18 protein-coding genes and 4 pseudogenes are annotated in these 18,926 nt (G+C 60.5%); 14 read left to right on the top strand and 8 right to left on the bottom strand.

The annotated features are described in order from the left end of the window. Positions 1-91, bottom strand: a pseudogene (locus L9Z73_RS10745) (2Fe-2S iron-sulfur cluster-binding protein); the annotation flags it as partial. Positions 92-93: 2 nt separating this feature from the next. Between L9Z73_RS10745 and L9Z73_RS10740 the strand changes: the two are divergent. The 4 genes and pseudogenes from L9Z73_RS10740 (at position 94) to L9Z73_RS10725 (ending at position 3,308) form a co-directional block, all read left to right on the top strand. After that, positions 94-684, top strand: coding sequence for a sulfite exporter TauE/SafE family protein (locus tag L9Z73_RS10740; RefSeq protein ID WP_247399890.1), 591 nt, complete (start codon positions 94-96; stop codon positions 682-684). Positions 685-742: 58 nt separating this feature from the next. Beyond that, positions 743-943 (top strand): annotated as a pseudogene (locus L9Z73_RS10735) (DUF6691 family protein); the annotation flags it as partial. A 225-nt stretch (positions 944-1,168) separates the two neighbouring features. Further along, a complete protein-coding gene (locus L9Z73_RS10730) occupies positions 1,169-1,402 on the top strand; it encodes a hypothetical protein (protein WP_247399888.1) in 234 nt (77 codons plus the stop codon). A gap of 349 nt (positions 1,403-1,751) precedes the next feature. After that, the gene (locus L9Z73_RS10725) at positions 1,752-3,308 is read left to right on the top strand and encodes a methyl-accepting chemotaxis protein (protein WP_247399891.1); all 1,557 of its coding nucleotides are present in this window, start codon (positions 1,752-1,754) and stop codon (positions 3,306-3,308) included. Here the strand turns inward: L9Z73_RS10725 and L9Z73_RS10720 are convergent. The 3 genes and pseudogenes from L9Z73_RS10720 to L9Z73_RS10710 all read right to left on the bottom strand — a co-directional run. Further along, the gene (locus L9Z73_RS10720) at positions 3,305-4,678 is read right to left on the bottom strand and encodes an MFS transporter (protein ID WP_247399886.1); all 1,374 of its coding nucleotides are present in this window, start codon (positions 4,676-4,678) and stop codon (positions 3,305-3,307) included. The two genes, L9Z73_RS10725 and L9Z73_RS10720, sit on opposite strands and share 4 nt — an antisense overlap. A 77-nt stretch (positions 4,679-4,755) precedes the next feature. After that, positions 4,756-5,088: an NIPSNAP family protein gene (locus L9Z73_RS10715; protein WP_247399884.1), complete on the bottom strand. Its 333-nt coding sequence runs from the start codon at positions 5,086-5,088 to the stop codon at positions 4,756-4,758. After that, a pseudogene (locus tag L9Z73_RS10710) lies at positions 5,088-6,593 on the bottom strand (FAD-dependent oxidoreductase); the annotation flags it as partial. The pseudogene L9Z73_RS10710 and the gene L9Z73_RS10715, both read right to left, overlap by 1 nt. On the opposite strand from L9Z73_RS10710, the pseudogene L9Z73_RS10705 reads away from it, so the two are divergent. The 8 genes and pseudogenes from L9Z73_RS10705 to L9Z73_RS10670 form a co-directional block, all read left to right on the top strand. After that, a pseudogene (locus L9Z73_RS10705) lies at positions 6,577-6,822 on the top strand (SPOR domain-containing protein); the annotation flags it as partial. The pseudogenes L9Z73_RS10710 and L9Z73_RS10705 sit on opposite strands and share 17 nt — an antisense overlap. Positions 6,823-7,093: 271 nt before the next feature. Then, the gene (gene hslV, locus L9Z73_RS10700; protein ID WP_247399883.1) at positions 7,094-7,624 is read left to right on the top strand and encodes an ATP-dependent protease subunit HslV; all 531 of its coding nucleotides are present in this window, start codon (positions 7,094-7,096) and stop codon (positions 7,622-7,624) included. Between the two features lie 37 nt (positions 7,625-7,661). Then, positions 7,662-8,999, top strand: coding sequence for an ATP-dependent protease ATPase subunit HslU (gene hslU / locus L9Z73_RS10695; RefSeq protein WP_247399881.1), 1,338 nt, complete (start codon positions 7,662-7,664; stop codon positions 8,997-8,999). 148 nt (positions 9,000-9,147) lie between these two features. Beyond that, positions 9,148-9,525, top strand: a complete 378-nt coding sequence (locus L9Z73_RS10690; protein ID WP_247399879.1) for a gamma-butyrobetaine hydroxylase-like domain-containing protein — start codon at positions 9,148-9,150, stop codon at positions 9,523-9,525. Positions 9,526-9,774: 249 nt separating this feature from the next. Then, a complete protein-coding gene (phaC, locus tag L9Z73_RS10685) occupies positions 9,775-11,454 on the top strand; it encodes a class II poly(R)-hydroxyalkanoic acid synthase (RefSeq protein ID WP_247399877.1) in 1,680 nt (559 codons plus the stop codon). 164 nt (positions 11,455-11,618) lie between these two features. Beyond that, positions 11,619-12,464 carry a poly(3-hydroxyalkanoate) depolymerase gene (gene phaZ / locus L9Z73_RS10680; protein ID WP_247399872.1) on the top strand — a complete coding sequence of 282 codons (846 nt, stop codon included), beginning with the start codon at positions 11,619-11,621 and terminating at the stop codon, positions 12,462-12,464. A gap of 88 nt (positions 12,465-12,552) precedes the next feature. Next, on the top strand, positions 12,553-14,235 hold the full coding sequence (phaC, locus tag L9Z73_RS10675) for a class II poly(R)-hydroxyalkanoic acid synthase (RefSeq protein ID WP_247399867.1): 1,683 nt from the start codon (positions 12,553-12,555) through the stop codon (positions 14,233-14,235). Between the two features lie 28 nt (positions 14,236-14,263). Beyond that, complete coding sequence (locus tag L9Z73_RS10670) at positions 14,264-14,884, top strand: TetR/AcrR family transcriptional regulator (RefSeq protein WP_247399865.1); 621 nt, start codon at positions 14,264-14,266, stop codon at positions 14,882-14,884. Between the two features lie 23 nt (positions 14,885-14,907). On the opposite strand, the gene L9Z73_RS10665 is transcribed toward L9Z73_RS10670, so the two are convergent. Then, positions 14,908-15,603: a response regulator transcription factor gene (locus tag L9Z73_RS10665; protein WP_247399855.1), complete on the bottom strand. Its 696-nt coding sequence runs from the start codon at positions 15,601-15,603 to the stop codon at positions 14,908-14,910. 361 nt (positions 15,604-15,964) lie between these two features. Between L9Z73_RS10665 and L9Z73_RS10660 the strand changes: the two genes are divergently transcribed. Together L9Z73_RS10660 and L9Z73_RS10655 are read left to right on the top strand one after the other, a co-directional pair. Further along, positions 15,965-16,879 (top strand): SDR family oxidoreductase, encoded by a 915-nt coding sequence (locus L9Z73_RS10660; RefSeq protein ID WP_247399853.1) that lies wholly within the window; start codon positions 15,965-15,967, stop codon positions 16,877-16,879. Continuing rightward, a complete protein-coding gene (locus L9Z73_RS10655) occupies positions 16,880-17,281 on the top strand; it encodes a DUF4440 domain-containing protein (RefSeq protein ID WP_247399851.1) in 402 nt (133 codons plus the stop codon). A 136-nt stretch (positions 17,282-17,417) separates the two neighbouring features. Here the strand turns inward: L9Z73_RS10655 and L9Z73_RS10650 are convergent, their stop codons facing one another. From L9Z73_RS10650 to L9Z73_RS10640, 3 genes are all read right to left on the bottom strand, one after another. Further along, on the bottom strand, positions 17,418-18,278 hold the full coding sequence (locus tag L9Z73_RS10650) for an efflux RND transporter periplasmic adaptor subunit (protein WP_247399849.1): 861 nt from the start codon (positions 18,276-18,278) through the stop codon (positions 17,418-17,420). 10 nt (positions 18,279-18,288) lie between these two features. After that, positions 18,289-18,489: a DUF1656 domain-containing protein gene (locus tag L9Z73_RS10645; RefSeq protein ID WP_071486049.1), complete on the bottom strand. Its 201-nt coding sequence runs from the start codon at positions 18,487-18,489 to the stop codon at positions 18,289-18,291. Further along, a partial coding sequence (locus L9Z73_RS10640; protein ID WP_282598580.1) for an FUSC family protein occupies positions 18,479-18,926 on the bottom strand: 448 nt, incomplete at its 5' end. The genes L9Z73_RS10645 and L9Z73_RS10640, both read right to left, overlap by 11 nt.

The following is an 18,926-nucleotide window of genomic DNA, read 5'->3' as shown; positions in this document are numbered from 1 at the left end:
GGTACCGGCCTGACACCACCTTGACCTTGCACGACCCGCAGGCGCCGCGGCGGCAGGAGAAAGGTACGGCGAGACCGCTACAAGGCAGCGCTGTTGATTGCCGCCGCTGGGATCATCTGTTCGCCCCTGGGCCTTTGGTTGGCGCAGCGCACGCCGAATCGTCCGTTGACGATCATATTTGCCTGCGTGCTGATGTATGTGGCGTTCCGGGTATTCAAACGGTCGTTGCCGCCGTCCCCGACATCAAAGGCCGCCGTCGCGACCAAGCCGCCGCCCTGCGTATTGGACGCCCAACGAGGCAAGCTGAACTGGACGGCGCCGTGCGCTTGGGCGCTCACGGTGTCGGGCGTGGTTGCGGGCGGGCTTTCGGGCTTGCTCGGGGTGGGCGGCGGCTTTGTGATGGTGCCGGCGCTGCAGCGATACACAAATTTGACCGCGCAGTCGGTGCTGGCGACGTCTCTGGCGGTGATTGCGCTGGTGTCGATATCCGGCGTTGCCGCCAGCTCTGCGGCCGGGCATCTGCAGTGGGCGATTGCCCTGCCGTTCTCCATCGGTGCATTGTTTGGAATGGCCTGCGGGCGCCTGATCGCAGCGCGGCTGGCAGGCCCGCACTTGCAACGCGGGTTTGCCGCCGTGTCGATGCTGGTTGCGGTGGCCCTACTGGTCAAATCGATTGGCTCATGAGCCTAGACTAGCGACTTCCAGGCGTGCCTGAACCGCGCCTGTCACCCATGACTGGGCAAGCCCCATGCAGTTCCCCAGCAAGCGTGAACTGGACCGACGCCTGGTTGGCGGCAGCCTGTTATTTGGCATCGGTTGGGGCATTGCCAGGATTTGCCCCGGTCCGGCGGTGGCCATCCTGCTGAAAGGACACTGGCAAGCCATCGTGTTTTTGCATCTAAGACGCAACTACCGCCGCAGTATTTTATTGAATAACGGTTAAAGGCAGACTCAACTTACCAGCTGAATCGAATCACCTGCTTAATGCGACAAACCACTGTAGCTGCGCGGGCAACATTATAAGTCGGGTGAATATCCGCACCAAAAAAATCCAAATTTACTGCGCCGCCTCGTTAGCCATTAGTCGAATACTGCCCCTCACGAGCAGGGCTTTATAGTGCGCGATAGAAAAACCAACCACGATTAAAATCGACTCTCGGTACTTTTAATGTCGCTCATACACTCTTCACCCAACACCCTTCAGGTAAATGAAGAACTGTTGCAATTACTCCGAGCGACGGCGAACGCCCAAACGATCTGGATGACAACCGTCAATCATTTAGAAGCGGCCTGTGATGAGGTATGGCTGGCCCGCATGTGTGAGGTGGAGACCCTTGAAAACCAATACAGGGCTTGCCAGGACCAGCTGTTTTCCTATCTAAAAAAAGCGATCGAGATATAAATCCCTAATTACGACCCTGCACTTTTTTCGAGCGTTAGAGCCCTGAATACGGGCCAGCCATAACCCGGACCTTCTGAATATTCGACTAAAGTACAAGGCCACACTGTTACGCTCGCAAACACCCCCTTAGTTGAAGAGCCAGCCTCTTCTCCAACGCCCGGCAGACGTGGGCTGTAACCTTTCAGTCCCACCGCCCCACAATGTCTCGCACATTCCAACATTTTTAGACACGGCGCGAATTGTCCTTCGGAACAACGCGACCGTTAGACTAAAACTAAAGCATTGGGATGGATGGTCGACATTCAGGGAATCAAGGATCACTCAACCTGCGTTACAACCTGGAGTCCATATGTTCGGCTGGATCAGCAATATCCGAGTCAGTGCTAAATTAAGTTTGGGATTCGGCCTGGTACTGGGGCTTGCATTGCTGCTGGCCGCCACCGGCTGGTACGCCGTTGTGACATTGACCGATCGTGGGCTTAAGGTTGAGGAAATTGCTCAGATCAGCGATTACACCAAAGACTTGCGCATCATTCGTTTACGCATCGGTACGAACAGTCAACCGGATGCCTATCAACCGCTGCAGCAAACCCTGGACCGCCTAGTAGCCCACCTGGACAGCATCAGCGAAAAGTTCATCGACCCACGGGATCAAGACCTGATTCAACAGCAGGGAAATGCGGCCAAAGAGTACGGCCAACTGCTGCACGACCTGTCCACGCCCAACGTTGACCAAGCATCCCTGTTTAAACGGATGGGACAGTTGGGTGACGTGCTGCTCGACACCACGCAAAAACTGATTGAATCGCAAAATACCAAACGCGATTCCGATGCCGCGTCCGCCAAGACCTCGCTCGGACTCGTCGCGACCCTGGCCCTGCTGCTGGGCGCACTCGCCGCATGGGTCATCACACGGCAAATCGTCAATCCACTGCAGCACACGCTCCAGGCGGTGAACCGCATTGCCCGGGGCGATTTGACCGAGCATGTGGCGGTGACCCGGCGTGATGAACTGGGCCAACTGCAGTCAGGCCTCCAACAGATGATGCTCAACCTTCATGAGCTGATCGACGGCATTCGATCCGGCGTCATCCAGGTTGCCAGCGCTGCCGAACAGCTGTCGGCGGTCACCGAGCAAACGAATTCCGGCATCAGCAACCAGAAAGCCGAAACGGATCATGTCGCCACCTCAATGAACGAGATGACCGCCACCGTCCACAACGTCGCCCGCAACGCCGAGGAGGCCTCCGCCGCCGCGTCCGCTGCGGATCAGCAAGCCTGCGAGGGCGAGCAGATCGTGGGGGAAGCCATCGCGCAGATCCAGCGCCTGGCGGCAGAACTCAACCAGTCGGCAGACGCCGTGCGCCACCTCCAGGAACAAAGCGATAAAATCGGCGGCGTACTGGATGTGATCAAAGCCGTAGCCCAGCAAACCAACCTGCTGGCGCTGAACGCTGCGATTGAAGCCGCCCGCGCCGGAGAGGCCGGTCGCGGTTTTGCGGTCGTGGCTGACGAGGTGCGCAACCTCGCCCTGCGTACCCAGCGCTCCACCGAAGAAATTGAAATCCTGGTCGCCGGCGTACAAAGCGGCACCCAAGCAGTGGCCACCGGCATGGAAAGCAGCCTGTTGCTGAGCGAAAGCAGCGTGGAATACACCCACCGCGTCGTCAGCGCGCTGGAAAACATCACCAGCAAGGTCTCGATCATTCAGGCGATGAATCAGCAGATTGCCACGGCGGCGGAACAGCAAAGCGCCGTCACCGAGGAGATCAATCGCAGCGTGATCAACGTTCGCGACATCTCCGACCAGACGGCAAACACCTGCGAAGAAACTGCCGCGTCGAGTAACGAACTGGCGCGGCTGGGGCATGAGCTGGAAAAGCTCGTGGAGCGTTTCAAGGTCTAGGAATGGGTCCGGCTCGGTGGCGCAGACACGCCCTGTCGATCGTTCGACAGCGCGCCGGCGCTACGTCCCAACCCATAGATCGCGAGGGCTGCCAGACCGCAAGGCACCACCAGCGCTGCAAACACTTGCGCGAAGGTCCAGCCCCAACTCAGCATCTGCGCGCCGGCAAAGGCGCTGAGGATGGCGCCCAAACGACCGATGCCGCTCATCCAACTGGCGCCAGTGGCTCGCGCCTGGGTGGGGTAGAACGTGGCGGCCAGCGCATTCATGCCGACGCTGGCGCCATTGAGGCCGAACCCGACCAGCCACGCGATCAGGCACAGCAGGAGGAAGTGCCCCGTCGCCTGGCCGATCGCATAAATCACCCCACCGCTCAACACGAACACCGCCATCAACACCCGGTATTTATTCCAGCGATCCATGACCCAACCGACACACAGCGCGCCGGCGGGTCCGCCGATCTGGAACATCGCGGTCACAATGGCCGCGTCCGCCACGCTGTAACCGCCCCCCTCTTTCACCAGGGTCGGTAACCAGCCGCTGAACAGGTAGACCAGAAACAACGCCAGCACATAACCGCTCCACAACATCAACGTGCCGACGCGATAGGACGGGGACAATACGATGCGCATCGCCGAAGCGCGCATCAGCGGATGAGCCGGCAGGCAGAAGGTCGATTTCGCGTGACTGACGCCCGGCGCGAGTTTTTCCACAATGGCGCGGATACGTGCGTTCGGCGCCCGCTTGGCGACCAGGAAGGTCACCGACTCGGGCAGTTTGAAATACAGCAACGGCGCCACCAGCAGGGGCAAGACGCCGCCCAGAATCAGCATGCTTTTCCAGCCGAAGGCCGGGATCATCCAGGCTGACAGAAACCCGCCTCCGGCGGCGCCCAGGGAGAACCCGCAAAACGCCACCGTAATCAGGAACGAACGGCTGCGCTGCGGCGCGTACTCCGACACCAAGGTACTGGCATTCGGCATGGCCGCGCCGAGCCCCAACCCGGTGAGGAAGCGCAAGATCACCATGGTGCTGATGTCCGGGGAAAACGCCGTCGCCAGCGTCCACAAGCCAAACATGGACACACTGCTCACCAGCACGATCTTACGCCCGTAACGGTCGGCCAGCGGCCCGGCGACCAATGCGCCAACCGCCAGGCCAATCAACGCCGCGCTCAGCACCGGGCCCAACTGCTGATGGCTCAAGCCCCAGTCCATTTTCAATTGCGGTGCGATAAAGCCCATGATTGCCACATCGAAGCCATCCAGGCCGATGATCAGGAAACCGAGAAACACCACCCACTTCTGAAAGCCGCCAATGGGGCGACTGTTGATCAGCGCGTGAATGTCGATGGGTTGAGTGGTCAGCATAAAAGTCACCTCTGTGTTGTGGGGGCGCTCAACCACTGCGCCCGCTTTTTTATTGGGGTGAAACGGCAACCGGCAGATCAAGCGCTGCCGAGGCTGTGGAACCGCACCGGACGGATAATCCGGGTTTCCTGGGCAACGATCAGATGCGCCGAAGCCTGCAGGTAGACCGGGAAGCGGGGATCGCTATCCCGCGCCTGACTGCGTCGCTCGAAGTCATCGAGACTGTCGTAGCCCCACAGGTGCACGACCTGGTTCAAAGGGCCGATGCTGCTGGTATAGAACCCCAGCGGCGCACCCAGATGCTCGAGCAAAACCGGCATCGCCAGGCGATCAAAGACCTCGATGAACTCGGGCATGCCCCGTGGGCGAATGGTGTAGATACGGTGGTCGATGACCGGCTTGTGATTCATCAGGCCACCTCCTGCCGAGGCTTGCCCGGTGTCTTTGCGGCGGCCACCCGAGCCAGGTGCAGGCCCGTGAGGTAGCCGAAAGTCATGATCGGCCCGAGCGTGATACCGGCGGCGGGATAGTTGCCGCCCATGATGCTCGCGCGGTCGTTGCCCACCGCGTACAGCCCATCGATCGCCTGGCCCTGATGATCGAGCACTTCACCGCAGACGCTGGTTTTGATGCCGTCAAAGGTGCCGAGATCGCCCATGATGACTTTGAGGGCGTAGTAAGGGCCGTCGCCAATCGGCGCCACGCACGGGTTCGGCAGGTTCTGCGGGTCGGCAAGGTAGCAGTTGAAGGCCGTGGTGCCACGGCCGAACTGCCGATCCACGCCCTGCCCCGCCGTGCGATTGTAGTCACGCACAGTCTGTTCCAGCCCGGCCGCGTCGAGCCCGGCGCTCTGCGCCAATTCAGCCAGGGTGCGGCCGCTGTGCAGGTAGCCATTGCGCAGCAATGGCCCGAGGGGCATCGGCGCCGGCTTGGCGTAACCCAGGCCGTACTTGGCCATGGTCCGGCGGTCGCAGATCAACCACATGGCGGTTTCGCTCTGATCGGCACAGGCTTCGATCATCGCCGCGCCGACGTCGTGGTAGGAGTTGGACTCGTTGGTGAACCGTTGGCCATTGCGGGTCACACCGATCACGCCGGGCTTGTAGCGATCGAGCAAATGCGGAAAGGCCGTGAACGTGCCGTGCCCCATCGGCACTTTCGAGACGGGCATCCAGGCAGCGGGCGCCTTGAGCCGAATATCGACGCTACCGCCCAACGCCTCAGCCATGCGTGCGCCATCCCCGGTGTTGGTCTGCGGCACCGGTGAGAAATGCTCGCCACCGCGACGCACATGGGGATAGGCCTGCTTCAAGCGTTGCAGGTCATGGGAAAACCCGCCGCTGGCCAGTACCACGGCGTGGCGGGCTTCAAAACGCAACTCGCCGCCTTCGGTCTGAGCGATCACCCCCGTTACCCGGTCTGCGCTTTTCAACAATTGCCGGGCGCTGGTTTGCGTCAGGATCGGAATCCCCAGGTCCAGCGCCGATTTCGCCAGCCGCGCGGCCAAGGCATTGCCGCTGGTGACCTGGATGCCGCGCCGGTAAAGCAGCAACTCCTTGGCATGCGTCATCAGGCGCTTTGCGACATAGAGGAACGAGGTCAGGGATTTGGTCGCATTGAAGAAATGCTTGAGGTCGGCATTCGACGAATTGAACATCATCCCAATGAACGTGATGGTTTTGAGCGGCGGTCGCAGGCGTGCCATGTCGGCGCCCAGCCGGCGAATGTCGAAAGGCGCGGCGAGGATCGAACGGCCGATATCGACGCCACCGCCCACGTCCGGGTGGTAATCCGGATAGAGGGTCGGAATGAACCGGACCTCGGTCTCTCGCTGGAAAAAGTCGATCATCTGCGGCGCGTTATCGAGAAACGCATCGACGGCCTCGGCATCGTAAAAATCGCCCGTTTCGTTCTTCCTGCAGGCGGGCTCGTTCCCGAAACAGGCGGACGCCGATCGCGTGCGTGCGCAGATCATCCTGCTGGGCCAGGCGGTCACGGTGGAGTCCGGCACCGTGAAGGACGCGACGTGGTATCGCGTGTTGGTGGGGCCGTTCAGCAACCGTGAACAACTGACCGTGGCGCAGAAACAATTGGCCGGCGCGGGCTTTAGCAACCTGTTGTTACAACAGCGCCAGAGCCGCTGATCTAAAGCCAATACGGATCAAAATGTGGGAGGGGCTTGCCCCCGATAGCGGTAGATCAGTCAATATTTTCGGCGACTGATACACCGCGATCGGGGGCAAGTCGAATCGTCGCACCGCCCCTCCCACATTGGTTTTAGGTGGTTCTCGAAAGTGTGTCAGACCAATAGACACCATTCGTCCGTACCAACCTCCCAAGGTTGAAATCATCCCCGCTACCCCCATATCAGTTCCCACCAGGGCATTTTCGCCCCGCTGCGTGGAGACTCTCCTCTTGACCACCATCGTTTCAGTACGTCGCCACGGCAAAGTCGTCATGGGCGGCGACGGCCAGGTTTCTCTTGGCAATACCGTGATGAAAGGCAACGCAAAGAAAGTGCGCCTCCTGTACCACGGCCAGGTGCTCGCGGGCTTTGCCGGCGCTACCGCCGACGCCTTCACCCTGTTCGAGCGTTTCGAAGGCCAACTGGAAAAACACCAGGGTCATTTGGTTCGCGCCGCCGTCGAACTCGCCAAAGAATGGCGCACCGACCGCTCCCTCAGCCGCCTCGAAGCCATGCTGGCCGTCGCCAACAAAGACGCGTCCCTGATCATCACCGGTAACGGCGATGTGGTTGAGCCTGAACACGGGCTGATCGCCATGGGTTCCGGCGGTGGCTTCGCCCAAGCGGCAGCCAGCGCACTGTTGAAGAAAACCGACCTGTCGGCCCGCGAAATCGTCGAGACCGCACTCGGTATCGCCGGCGATATCTGCGTGTTCACCAACCACAACTTCACCATTGAGGAGCAGGACCTCGCCGAGTAAGCCGTAGGCTTATTCCCGCTTGAGGACCGCAAACACTATGTCCATGACTCCCCGCGAAATCGTCCATGAACTCAATCGCCATATCATCGGCCAGGACGATGCCAAGCGCGCCGTTGCCATTGCGCTGCGTAACCGCTGGCGCCGGATGCAACTGCCGGAAGAACTGCGCGTTGAAGTAACGCCGAAGAACATCCTGATGATCGGCCCGACCGGCGTCGGTAAAACCGAGATCGCCCGGCGCCTGGCCAAGCTGGCCAATGCCCCGTTCATCAAGGTCGAAGCGACCAAGTTCACCGAAGTCGGCTACGTGGGCCGCGACGTTGAATCGATCATTCGTGACCTGGCCGACGCTGCTCTGAAACTGCTGCGCGAACAGGAAATGACCAAGGTCAGCCACCGCGCCGAAGACGCCGCCGAAGAACGTATCCTCGACGCCCTGCTGCCACCGGCCCGCATGGGCTTCAACGAAGACGCCGCACCGGCCTCGGATTCCAACACCCGTCAGCTGTTCCGCAAGCGCCTGCGTGAAGGCCAGTTGGACGACAAGGAAATCGAGATCGAAGTCGCCGAAATGTCCGGCGTCGACATCTCCGCGCCGCCTGGCATGGAAGAAATGACCAGCCAGTTACAAAACCTGTTCGCCAACATGGGCAAGGGCAAGAAAAAAAGCCGCAAGCTCAAGGTGAAGGAAGCGCTGAAACTGGTGCGCGACGAAGAAGCCGGGCGCCTGGTCAATGAGGAAGAACTCAAGGCCAAGGCCCTGGAAGCGGTCGAGCAGCATGGCATCGTGTTTATCGATGAGATCGACAAAGTGGCCAAGCGCGGTAACTCCGGCGGCGTCGACGTGTCCCGCGAGGGCGTACAGCGCGACCTGCTGCCGCTGATCGAAGGCTGCACCGTCAACACCAAGCTGGGCATGGTCAAGACCGACCACATCCTGTTTATCGCGTCCGGTGCGTTCCACCTGAGCAAACCAAGCGACCTGGTGCCGGAACTGCAAGGCCGCCTGCCGATTCGTGTGGAACTCAAGGCGCTGACCCCGGGCGACTTCGAACGCATCCTCAGCGAGCCGCACGCCTCGCTCACCGAGCAATACCGTGAGCTGCTGAAAACCGAAGGCCTCGCCATCGAGTTCCTGCCGGACGGCATCAAGCGCCTGGCGGAAATCGCCTGGCAGGTCAACGAGAAGACCGAGAACATCGGTGCCCGTCGCCTGCATACCCTGCTGGAGCGCCTGCTCGAGGAAGTGTCCTTCAGCGCCGGCGACCTGGCCGGTGCGCAGAATGGCGAAGCGATCCAGATCGACGCCGACTACGTCAACAGCCACCTGGGCGAATTGGCGCAGAACGAAGATCTGTCTCGCTATATCCTGTAAGCCTCACACAGCACTGCTTTGCTTCAATGTGGGAGGGGGCTTGCCCCCGATAGCGGTCGGTCAGACAGATGTATGCTGACTGACACATAGCTATCGGGAGCAAGCCCCCTCCCACATTTTGAAGCCGGTTTATTCAGGACCCTCATCAATGTCGAAATTTCCTACTGCTGTAAACCTGCACAAAACCTCAAACACCCTCGGCCTCACCTACGGCGCCGACGAGGTCTACCAGTTGCCCGCCGAATTCCTACGGGTACATTCGCCTTCCGCCGAAGTCCAGGGCCACGGCAAACCGATCCTGCAATTCGGCAAGCTCAACGTGCGCTTGAGCAAGATCGAACCGGCCGGTCAGTACGCACTGAAATTGATCTTCGACGACGGGCACGACAGTGGATTGTTCACCTGGGACTACCTCTATCAATTGGCCGTGCGTCAGGACGCGCTGTGGATCGATTACCTCGCCGAACTCAAAGCGGCCGGTAAAACCCGCGACCCGGATCAGTCGGTCGTGCGGCTGATGCTCTAGCCCAGGCTTCTTGCTCTTTAGAGGGCATTTTCTAATTCCATCTGCTTGAATGCCCACTCCTGTGGCCAATGATTGGCCCACTTGCGAAAAAAAATAAACTCGGGTAACCAATGGAACTGGCAAGTTCCCTGCATTTGACGATGCGGTATCAACGGTCACCCGAGTCGCAGTACCTGGCTTGTGTTGTGTATCGAAAGGTGGTGCGCAGCGGTACCCGGTACTCGTCTTTCGGACAATGGAGCGTCGTAGATGAGTAACAAGAATAACGATGACTTGAAACGCCAGGCCTCGGAAAACACCTTGGGGCTGAACCCGATCATCGCGTTACGTAAAAAGGACTTATTGGCCTCGGCGAAGATGGTGCTGAGCCAAGCCATCAGACAACCGTTGCACAGCGTCAAGCATGTCGCCCACTTTGGCGTCGAATTGAAAAATGTGATGTTCGGCAAGTCCGCGCTGGTGCCCGAAAGCGATGACCGTCGCTTTCAAGACCCCGCCTGGAGCCAGAACCCGCTCTACAAACGTTACCTGCAAACCTACCTGGCGTGGCGCAAGGAACTGCACGACTGGATCGGCGACAGCAATCTGTCGGAGCAGGACATCAGCCGCGGTCACTTCGTGATCAACCTGATGACCGAAGCCATGGCCCCCTCCAACACGGCGGCCAACCCGGCGGCGGTCAAACGCTTCTTTGAAACCGGCGGCAAAAGCCTGCTGGACGGCCTGTCCCACCTGGCCAAGGACATGGTGCATAACGGCGGCATGCCGAGCCAGGTCAACATGGGCGCCTTTGAAGTGGGCAAGTCCCTGGGCACCACCGAAGGCGCGGTGGTGTTTCGCAATGACGTGCTGGAGCTGATCCAGTACAAGCCAATCACCGAACAGGTCCACGAACGCCCGCTGCTGGTGGTGCCGCCACAGATCAACAAATTCTATGTCTTCGACCTGAGCCCGGATAAGAGCCTGGCGCGTTTCTGCCTGCGCAACGGCCAGCAGACGTTTATCGTCAGTTGGCGTAACCCGACCAAGGCCCAGCGCGAGTGGGGCCTCTCGACCTACATCGAAGCGCTCAAGGAAGCGGTCGACGTGGTCACTGCGATTACCGGCAGCAAAGACGTCAACATGCTCGGCGCCTGCTCCGGCGGCATCACCTGCACCGCCCTGCTCGGCCACTACGCGGCGCTGGGGGAGAAGAAGGTCAACGCCCTGACCCTGCTGGTGAGCGTGCTCGACACCACGCTGGACACCCAGGTGGCGCTGTTTGTGGATGAACAGACACTGGAAGCGGCCAAGCGCCATTCCTACCAGGCCGGCGTACTGGAAGGCCGCGACATGGCCAAGGTATTTGCCTGGATGCGCCCCAACGACCTGATCTGGAACTACTGGGTCAATAACTACCTGCTGGGCAACGAGCCGCCGGTGTTCGACATCCTGTTCTGGAACAACGACACCACGCGCTTGCCGGCGGCCTTCCACGGCGACCTGATCGAGCTGTTCAAGAACAACCCGCTGGTGCGCGCCAACGCCCTGGAGGTGTGCGGCACGCCGATCGACCTCAAGCAGGTCACAGCCGATATCTACTCATTGGCCGGCACCAACGACCACATCACGCCGTGGCAGTCCTGCTACAAGTCGGCGCAACTGTTTGGCGGCAAGGTGGAATTTGTGCTGTCCAGCAGCGGGCATATCCAGAGCATCCTTAACCCGCCGGGCAACCCCAAGGCGCGCTACCAGACCAGCGACAGCCTGGCGGGAAAACCGCTGGAGTGGCAGGAAAATGCCACCAAGCACACGGATTCCTGGTGGTTGCATTGGCAGGTGTGGCAGGCAGAACGGGCGGGCAAGTTGAAGAAGGCACCGACGACATTAGGCAATAAAACCTACGCCGCAGCCGAAGCGGCGCCTGGCACCTACGTGCATGAACGGTAGCGCGCCCTTTTTGGGATTGAAATGGGATCAAATGTGGGAGGGGGCTTGCCCCCGATAGCGGTGTATCAGTCACCAGATCCATTGACTGACCGAACGCCATCGGGGGCAAGCCCCCTCCCACATTTGGAGTGCATTCTAGCTGCAATACTTCACAGGGCTTGAACATGCCGCAACCGTTCATCTTCCGCACCATCGACCTGGATGGCCAAACCATCCGCACGGCGGTACGCCCGGGCAAGCCGCACTTGACACCGCTGCTGATCTTCAACGGCATCGGCGCCAACCTCGAGCTGGTGTTTCCGTTCGTCCAGGCGCTGGACCCGGACCTGGAAGTGATCGCCTTCGATGTACCGGGCGTCGGCGGTTCCTCCACGCCCAAGCGGCCGTATCGCTTTCCCGGCCTGGCCAAACTCACCGCGCGCATGCTCGATTACCTGGACTATGGCCAGGTGAATGTGGTGGGCGTGTCCTGGGGCGGCGCGTTGGCGCAGCAGTTTGCCTACGACTACCCGGAGCGCTGCAAGAAGCTGATTCTCGCCGCGACCGCCGCCGGTGCGGTGATGGTGCCAGGCAAGCCGAAAGTGCTGTGGCTGATGGCGAGCCCACGGCGCTATATCCAGCCGTCCCACGTGGTGCGCATTGCGCCGATGATTTATGGCGGCTCGTTCCGTCGCGATTCGAAACTGGCCGCCGAACACGCGAGCAAAGTGCGCTCGGCCGGCAAGCTGGGCTACTACTGGCAACTGTTCGCAGGGCTGGGCTGGACCAGCATCCACTGGCTGCACAAGATCCGTCAGCCGACCCTGGTGCTGGCCGGGGACGACGACCCGCTGATCCCGCTGATCAACATGCGCATGCTCGCCTGGCGTATTCCCAACGCACAGTTGCACATCATCGATGATGGCCACCTGTTCCTGATCACCCGCGCCGAAGCCGTGGCGCCGATCATCATGAAATTTCTCGAGGAGGAGCGCCTGCGCGCGGTGATTCATCCCCGTCCGGCGGTGTAAGGACCACACCGCCGCGCAACTTGCCGAGAACCGACTATGGTTCTGAATTGGCGTGCCTGTTGATGGTTTGACGAAGGAGTGTTGGCTCATGCGAGAAAGACCCGTGACGAACCCGGCGCCCACCCCTGCCGTGTTCATCAACGCGCAAAATGCGATCACCGGCCTGCGCGGCCGGGACTTGCTGTCGACTCTGCGCAGCGTCGCCGCCCACAGTTTGCGCAACCCGGTGCATACCGCCCGTCATGCCCTGGCCCTCGGCGGCCAACTGGGGCGCGTGCTGCTCGGCGAAACGGTGCATGAACCCAACCCCCACGACAGCCGCTTCATCGACCCGACCTGGGCCCTCAACCCGCTGTATCGGCGTAGCCTGCAGGCGTATTTGAGCTGGCAGAAACAGACCCGCCGCTGGATCGATGACAGCACCCTGAACGCCGATGACCGCGCCCGTGCGCACTTCGCCTTCAGCCTGATCAACGATGCGGTATCGCCCTCCAACACCCTGCTCAACCCGCTAGCCATCAAGGAGTTGCTCAACTCCGGCGGCAACAGCGTGGTGCGCGGCGTAAGCAACCTGTTCGAAGACTTGCTGCACAACAACGGCCTGCCGCGCCAGGTCAGCAAGCACGCCTTTGAAGTGGGCAAGACCGTTGCCACCACCCCAGGCTCGGTGGTGTTTCGCAATGAACTGCTGGAGCTGATCCAGTACAAGCCCATGAGCGAAAAACAGTACGCCAAACCGCTGCTGATCGTGCCGCCGCAAATCAACAAGTACTACATCTTCGACCTGAGCCCAGCCAACAGCTTTGTGCAGTACGCCCTGAAAAATGGCCTGCAGACCTTCATCGTCAGCTGGCGCAACCCGGATGTACGCCACCGCGAATGGGGCCTGTCCACCTATGTGGCCGCGCTGGAGGAGGCACTCAACGTCTGCCGCGCCATCACCCGCGCCCGCGAGGTCAACCTGATGGGCGCCTGTGCCGGCGGCCTGACCATCGCCGCCCTGCAAGGCCACCTGCAAGCCAAGCGCCAACTGCGGCGTGTCTCCAGCGCCAGCTATCTGGTGAGCCTGCTCGACAGCCAGATCGACAGCCCCGCCACCCTGTTCGCCGACGAGCAAACCCTGGAAGCCGCCAAGCGCCGCTCCTACCAGCAGGGCGTGCTGGATGGCCGCGACATGGCCAAGGTGTTTGCCTGGATGCGCCCCAACGACCTGATCTGGAACTACTGGATCAACAACTACCTGTTGGGCAAGGAACCGCCGGCCTTCGACATCCTGTACTGGAACAACGACAACACGCGCCTGCCCGCCGCCCTGCATGGCGACCTGCTGGACTTCTTCAAGCACAACCCGCTGAGCCATCCCGGTGGCCTGGAGGTGTGCGGCACGCCCATCGACCTGCAAAAGGTCACGGTGGACAGCTTCAGCGTGGCCGGGATCAACGACCACATCACGCCATGGGACGCGGTGTACCGCTCCACCCAATTGCTGGGCGGTGAGCGGCGCTTCGTGTTGTCCAACAGCGGGCATATCCAGAGCATCCTCAACCCGCCGGGCAACCCCAAGGCCAACTACGTCGAAAACCTCAAGCTGAGCAGCGACCCGCGCGCCTGGTACTACGACGCCAGCCATGTCGAAGGCAGTTGGTGGCCACAGTGGCTGGCCTGGATTCAACAGCGCTCGGGCGTACAACGCGAAACCCTCACCGCCCTGGGCAACCAGAATTACCCTCCGATGGAAGCAGCGCCAGGCACTTACGTGCGGGTCCGCTGAGCTCAACGATCCTATTTAAGAAGACCGGATGAAGACCCGCGACCGTATCCTCGAATGTGCCCTGCAGTTGTTCAACCACAAGGGCGAACCCAACGTGTCGACCATGGAGGTGGCCAATGAAATGGGGATCAGCCCCGGCAATCTCTACTACCACTTCCATGGCAAGGAGCCGCTGGTGCTCGGGCTGTTCGAGCGTTTTCAGAGTGGGCTGTCGCCCCTGCTCGACCCACCGCCGGGCGCGCAACTGGAGGCCCAGGATTACTGGCTGTTCCTGCACCTGATTGTCGAGCGCATGGCCCATTACCGGTTTCTGTTCCAGGACCTGTCGAACCTGGCGGGGCGCCTGCCGAAGCTGGCAAGGGGCATTCGCAACCTGCTCACGGCGCTCAAGCGCACCCTGGCGTCATTGCTCGCACGGCTGCAGGCGGCGGGGCAGTTGGTCAGCGGCACCCAGGCGCTGGGCCAACTGGTGGAACAGATCACGCTGACCCTGCTGTTTTCCCTGGACTACCAACGCATTCTCGACCGAGAAGGCGAGGTGCAGGTGGTGGTGTACCAGATCATGATGCTGGTCGCGCCGCACCTGTTGCCGGCGGCGCGGGAAGCAACGGAGCGCTTGGCGCTGCGCTATATGGACGATCCGGTTTAACTGTCCGTCTTACAGACACTGCGTCATTGAGGCTCACCGAACTGGTGAGAGAACTTGAACAGCTCGCAGTCACTCCGGATGCCCAATTTTCGATAAGCCGATTGTTTTTGCGTGCTGATCGTACTTGCGCTGCGCGAGAACTTTGCCGCAATCGAATTGACGGTCATACCATCCAAAAAACAACGCAGTACTTCCTGCTCCTTGGGCGTGAGGCAAGCATGCAAGCGTTGCGGGATCGATAACTCTTTGTTCGATCCGGTTGTCGAAACATCCCGAATCGGCGGTATCCCCCGTAGTGTCGGCAACATACAAGGCTGCAAGTAAATCCCGCCTTGGGCGACCGTGCGAATCGCCGTGATCAATTCAATCAGATTCTGGGTTTTGCCCAACACGCCCCAACTTCCGGCTTTCAACGCCAGTGAAACCGTTGCGGGGGTGTAGTGCGAAGCAACAACGATAGGCCTGCACTGGCTGAATCGTCGACTCAGCGCCTGGATCAGACTGAGGCCATCCATGTCCGAGGGCCCCAGGATAAAGTCCATCACCACGATATCCGCCGACCGCTGGGCGAGCGCCTCCAACAACTCCCTGGCGGTCCCGAAGGAGCCGATGACAGTGAGGTCGGCCTCTTTGCTCAGCCCCAATTCGATCCCCTGTCGAACCATCTCATGGTCATCGAGCAACATGACCGCATAGGTATCGGAAAGTGAAGTAGTCATCACGAAACCTGCATAAGTGGATTCAGCTCATGACAAACAAACTCTCGCCATTACACGCTCGGTATATCCCAGGCCAAACCACTGAGCAATACAGAAATACACTAAGACCGACTCTTTCAGCAGTGTCTGACAGTTGTGTCTTACAGAAAAATTGCAACAGCACTATTTAGAAAAACCTCGAATAGGTGCCGATTGTTTTTTCGAACAATCACGAGACAAATTTCGTTACTTCTCTATGGGAAAACCACAGGTTCCAGCGAACAATTACGCCGTCCCCTTCACTTGAAAACGACAAACAAACTTCAGGTCCATGGTTTGAAGTGGTGACGGGGCCTACAGCTAATTTACGATCGGGAACACTATGAACAACAACGCACTATCCACCGTTGCGGCCATTCTTGCCGTGACCGCCGCCGTATCGCAACCCGCTCTCGCGGCAACGGATGGCACCCTCAATTTCAGTGGGTTGGTGAACGACGTGACCTGTACCGTCGAAGGCTCGGCGCCGGGCACCGGCGCAGTGGTCAAGGACGTCAACCTGGGAGGCGTCGCCGCTGCGCGCCTGGCGAACCCGGGCGATCGCGCCAACCTGACCGGTTTCAACGCGGTGCAACTGGACGTCAACGACAGCGCCGCCTTGCAACACCTGGCCGAGCAGTGGGGCGAGCTGGATGTGCTGATCAACAACGCCGGCTACGGCGCCATGGGCCCGTTGCTCGACGGCGGCACCGAAGCGATGCAGCGCCAGTTCGAGACCAACGTATTTTCCATCGTCGGCGTGACCCAGGCGCTGTTCCCCGCGCTGCGTCGCGGTAAAGGCCTGGTGGTAAATATCGGCAGCGTTTCCGGGGTGCTGGTGACGCCGTTCGCCGGAGCCTACTGCGCCTCCAAGGCAGCCGTGCATGCCTTGAGCGATGCCCTGCGCATGGAGCTGGCGCCGTTTGGCGTGCGGGTGATGGAAGTGCAACCGGGGGCGATCGATACGCGTTTTGCAAAAAACGCCGGGGCCCAGGCTGAGTTGTTGATCAATGAGAAGTCGCCGTGGTGGCCGTTGCGCGACGGTATCCGCGCGCGCTCCCAGGCCTCCCAGGACAACCCGACACCGGCCAGCCAATTTGCCAACCACGTCCTGAAAGCCGTGCAACAACCAACACCGCCGCGGTTATTACGCGCGGGCAACGGCAGTCGAGCGCTGCCGTTGATGGCGGCGTTACTGCCCAAAGGATTATTGGAAAAAGTGTTGAAGCGACGCTTTGGTTTGAATGGGAGTTTATAAATGATCGACTACAGCGACTTTTTCGAAGAAGTGATCCAGACCCACGTCGAGATCGAACAATGGTTTGCCGGGGTTGCGCCCGAGGGCACCTTGCACAATTTGCTGGCGCGCTTCTCACCCGAGTTCAGCATGGTCGCCCCCGCCACCGGCACCCGGGTCAATGCGGCTGGGGTCAATGCCCTGTTCACTCGCCTGGGCGGAATGCGCCCGGGGTTGAAAATCACCTTGAGTGAAATGACCGGGATTGACCGCCATGCGCGGGGTGCCACGGTGACGTACCGCGAACACCAGATCGATGACAGCGGCAAGCGGACTGATCGCCGTGCCACCGTGGTGTTCGAGAAGCAGGCCAGCGGCGCACTGTTGTGGCGCCATCTGCATGAGACATTTGTCAACGCTTGACGCGGTCAACTGTGGGAGGGGAGGGGCGGTGCGACGATTCGACTTGCCCTCGATGGCGGTGGATCAGTCAGTACTTCAGTGACTGATACATCGCCATCGGGGGCAAGTCGAATCGTCGCACCGCCCCTCTCACCTTTCAGTTCGGCGTTTGGTTGACGATCACCGTGCAGGTGATGCCGGCCGCCAACAACACGCCTTCCGGCACTTCATCGATATGAATCCGTACCGGCACCCGTTGCGCCAGGCGCACCCAGTTGAAGGTCGGGTTCACATCCGCGATCAGTTCGCGGCTCTCGGGGTTGTCGCGGTCGTAGATGCCGCGCGAGATGCTTTCTACGTGCCCTTTCAACGTCTCACCGCTCATCAACTGCATATCGGCTTTATCACCGACTTTGACGTGGGGCAGTTTGGTTTCTTCGAAGAAGCCGTAGACCCAGAACGAGTTCATATCGACCACGGCCATCTTGGCTTCGCCGATGCGCGCGTAGTCGCCGCGATGCACGTTGAGGTTGGTGACGTAGCCGTCGACAGCCGCCACTACTTGAGTGCGTTTCAAATTCAGTTCAGCGGCTTCCAGTTGTGCCTGTGCATGCTGGTAGTCGGCCATGGCCGAGTTAGCGATGTTGCCGGCGTCGTCGCGGTTTTCCTTGGAGATCACCAGCGCATCGAGGTCGGCGCGGCGGTGGGCGTTGTCCTTGCGCATTTCCCAGGTGGCTTTGCGCGATGCGACAAGGGCTTGTGCCTGTTTGACGGCGAGGCGGTAGTGCTCGGGGTCGATTTGCATCAGCAGGTCGCCCTTTTTCACCAACTGGTTGTCACGCACCGGCACATTGACCACTTCGCCGGTGACGTCGGCGGCGACGTTGATGATGTCGGCACGCACGCGGCCGTCGCGGGTCCAGGGCGTTTCCATGTAATGCACCCACAGCGTGCGGCCAATCCAGATCGCCAGAGCCAGAACCAGCAAGGTCGCGAGCAGGCTGAAAAACTTTTTCATCGGGGCATTCTCAACGGTAGACGGTCAGCGCCAGGGCGCCGAACAAGCAAACGAACAGGCTCAGGCGCAGCAACGCCGGGTGCCAGAAAAAACGGTACAGATCGAACCCAGCCAGGAAGCGGTCCAGCGCCCAGGCCAACCCCGCCGCGATCAAAAACATCAGGGTCATGGTCGGCATGTAAATGCCGTGGAACGCGATTTCACGAGGCATGCCCAGCTCCTTTCAACATAAGCGCGCCTTGGGGCTTGTAGGCCGCCAGCGGCGATTGCGGGTCCAGCAGCGAAGTGCGGATAAAGTGCAGGTAGCTTTTCACCCGGCGCAGGGCCGAGGTATCGAAGTGCGGCGCGAAGGGTTCGTCGGTGGCCTGCACGCGGCTGATCGCGTGGTCGACGGCAATCAGCCCGCGCTCCAGGTTGCTGGCGCTGGGTTGCAGGAACAGGCGCACCAGTGAGCGGCCCATCACGCGGATCGCCTGGCGCCAGGGCTGGGATTCGGCGTATGCCGGGTGGACCGGCAGGATCGCTTGCTCCTTGCGCAGCTCGATGATCGCGAAAGCCACGTGGACTCGGCGCACCTGAACCTCGGCCGCATCGCCGAAGAAAACAACGACCCCCAGGCCGCCCTGCTCGAATACGCCCAGGTCGGTC

The sequence above is a fragment of the Pseudomonas emilianonis genome (genome assembly GCF_023072625.1).
Lineage (GTDB): Bacteria > Pseudomonadota > Gammaproteobacteria > Pseudomonadales > Pseudomonadaceae > Aquipseudomonas > Aquipseudomonas paraveronii.
Note: the sequence above shows the minus strand (reverse complement) of the source record. Positions and strands in the feature narration are given on the sequence as shown.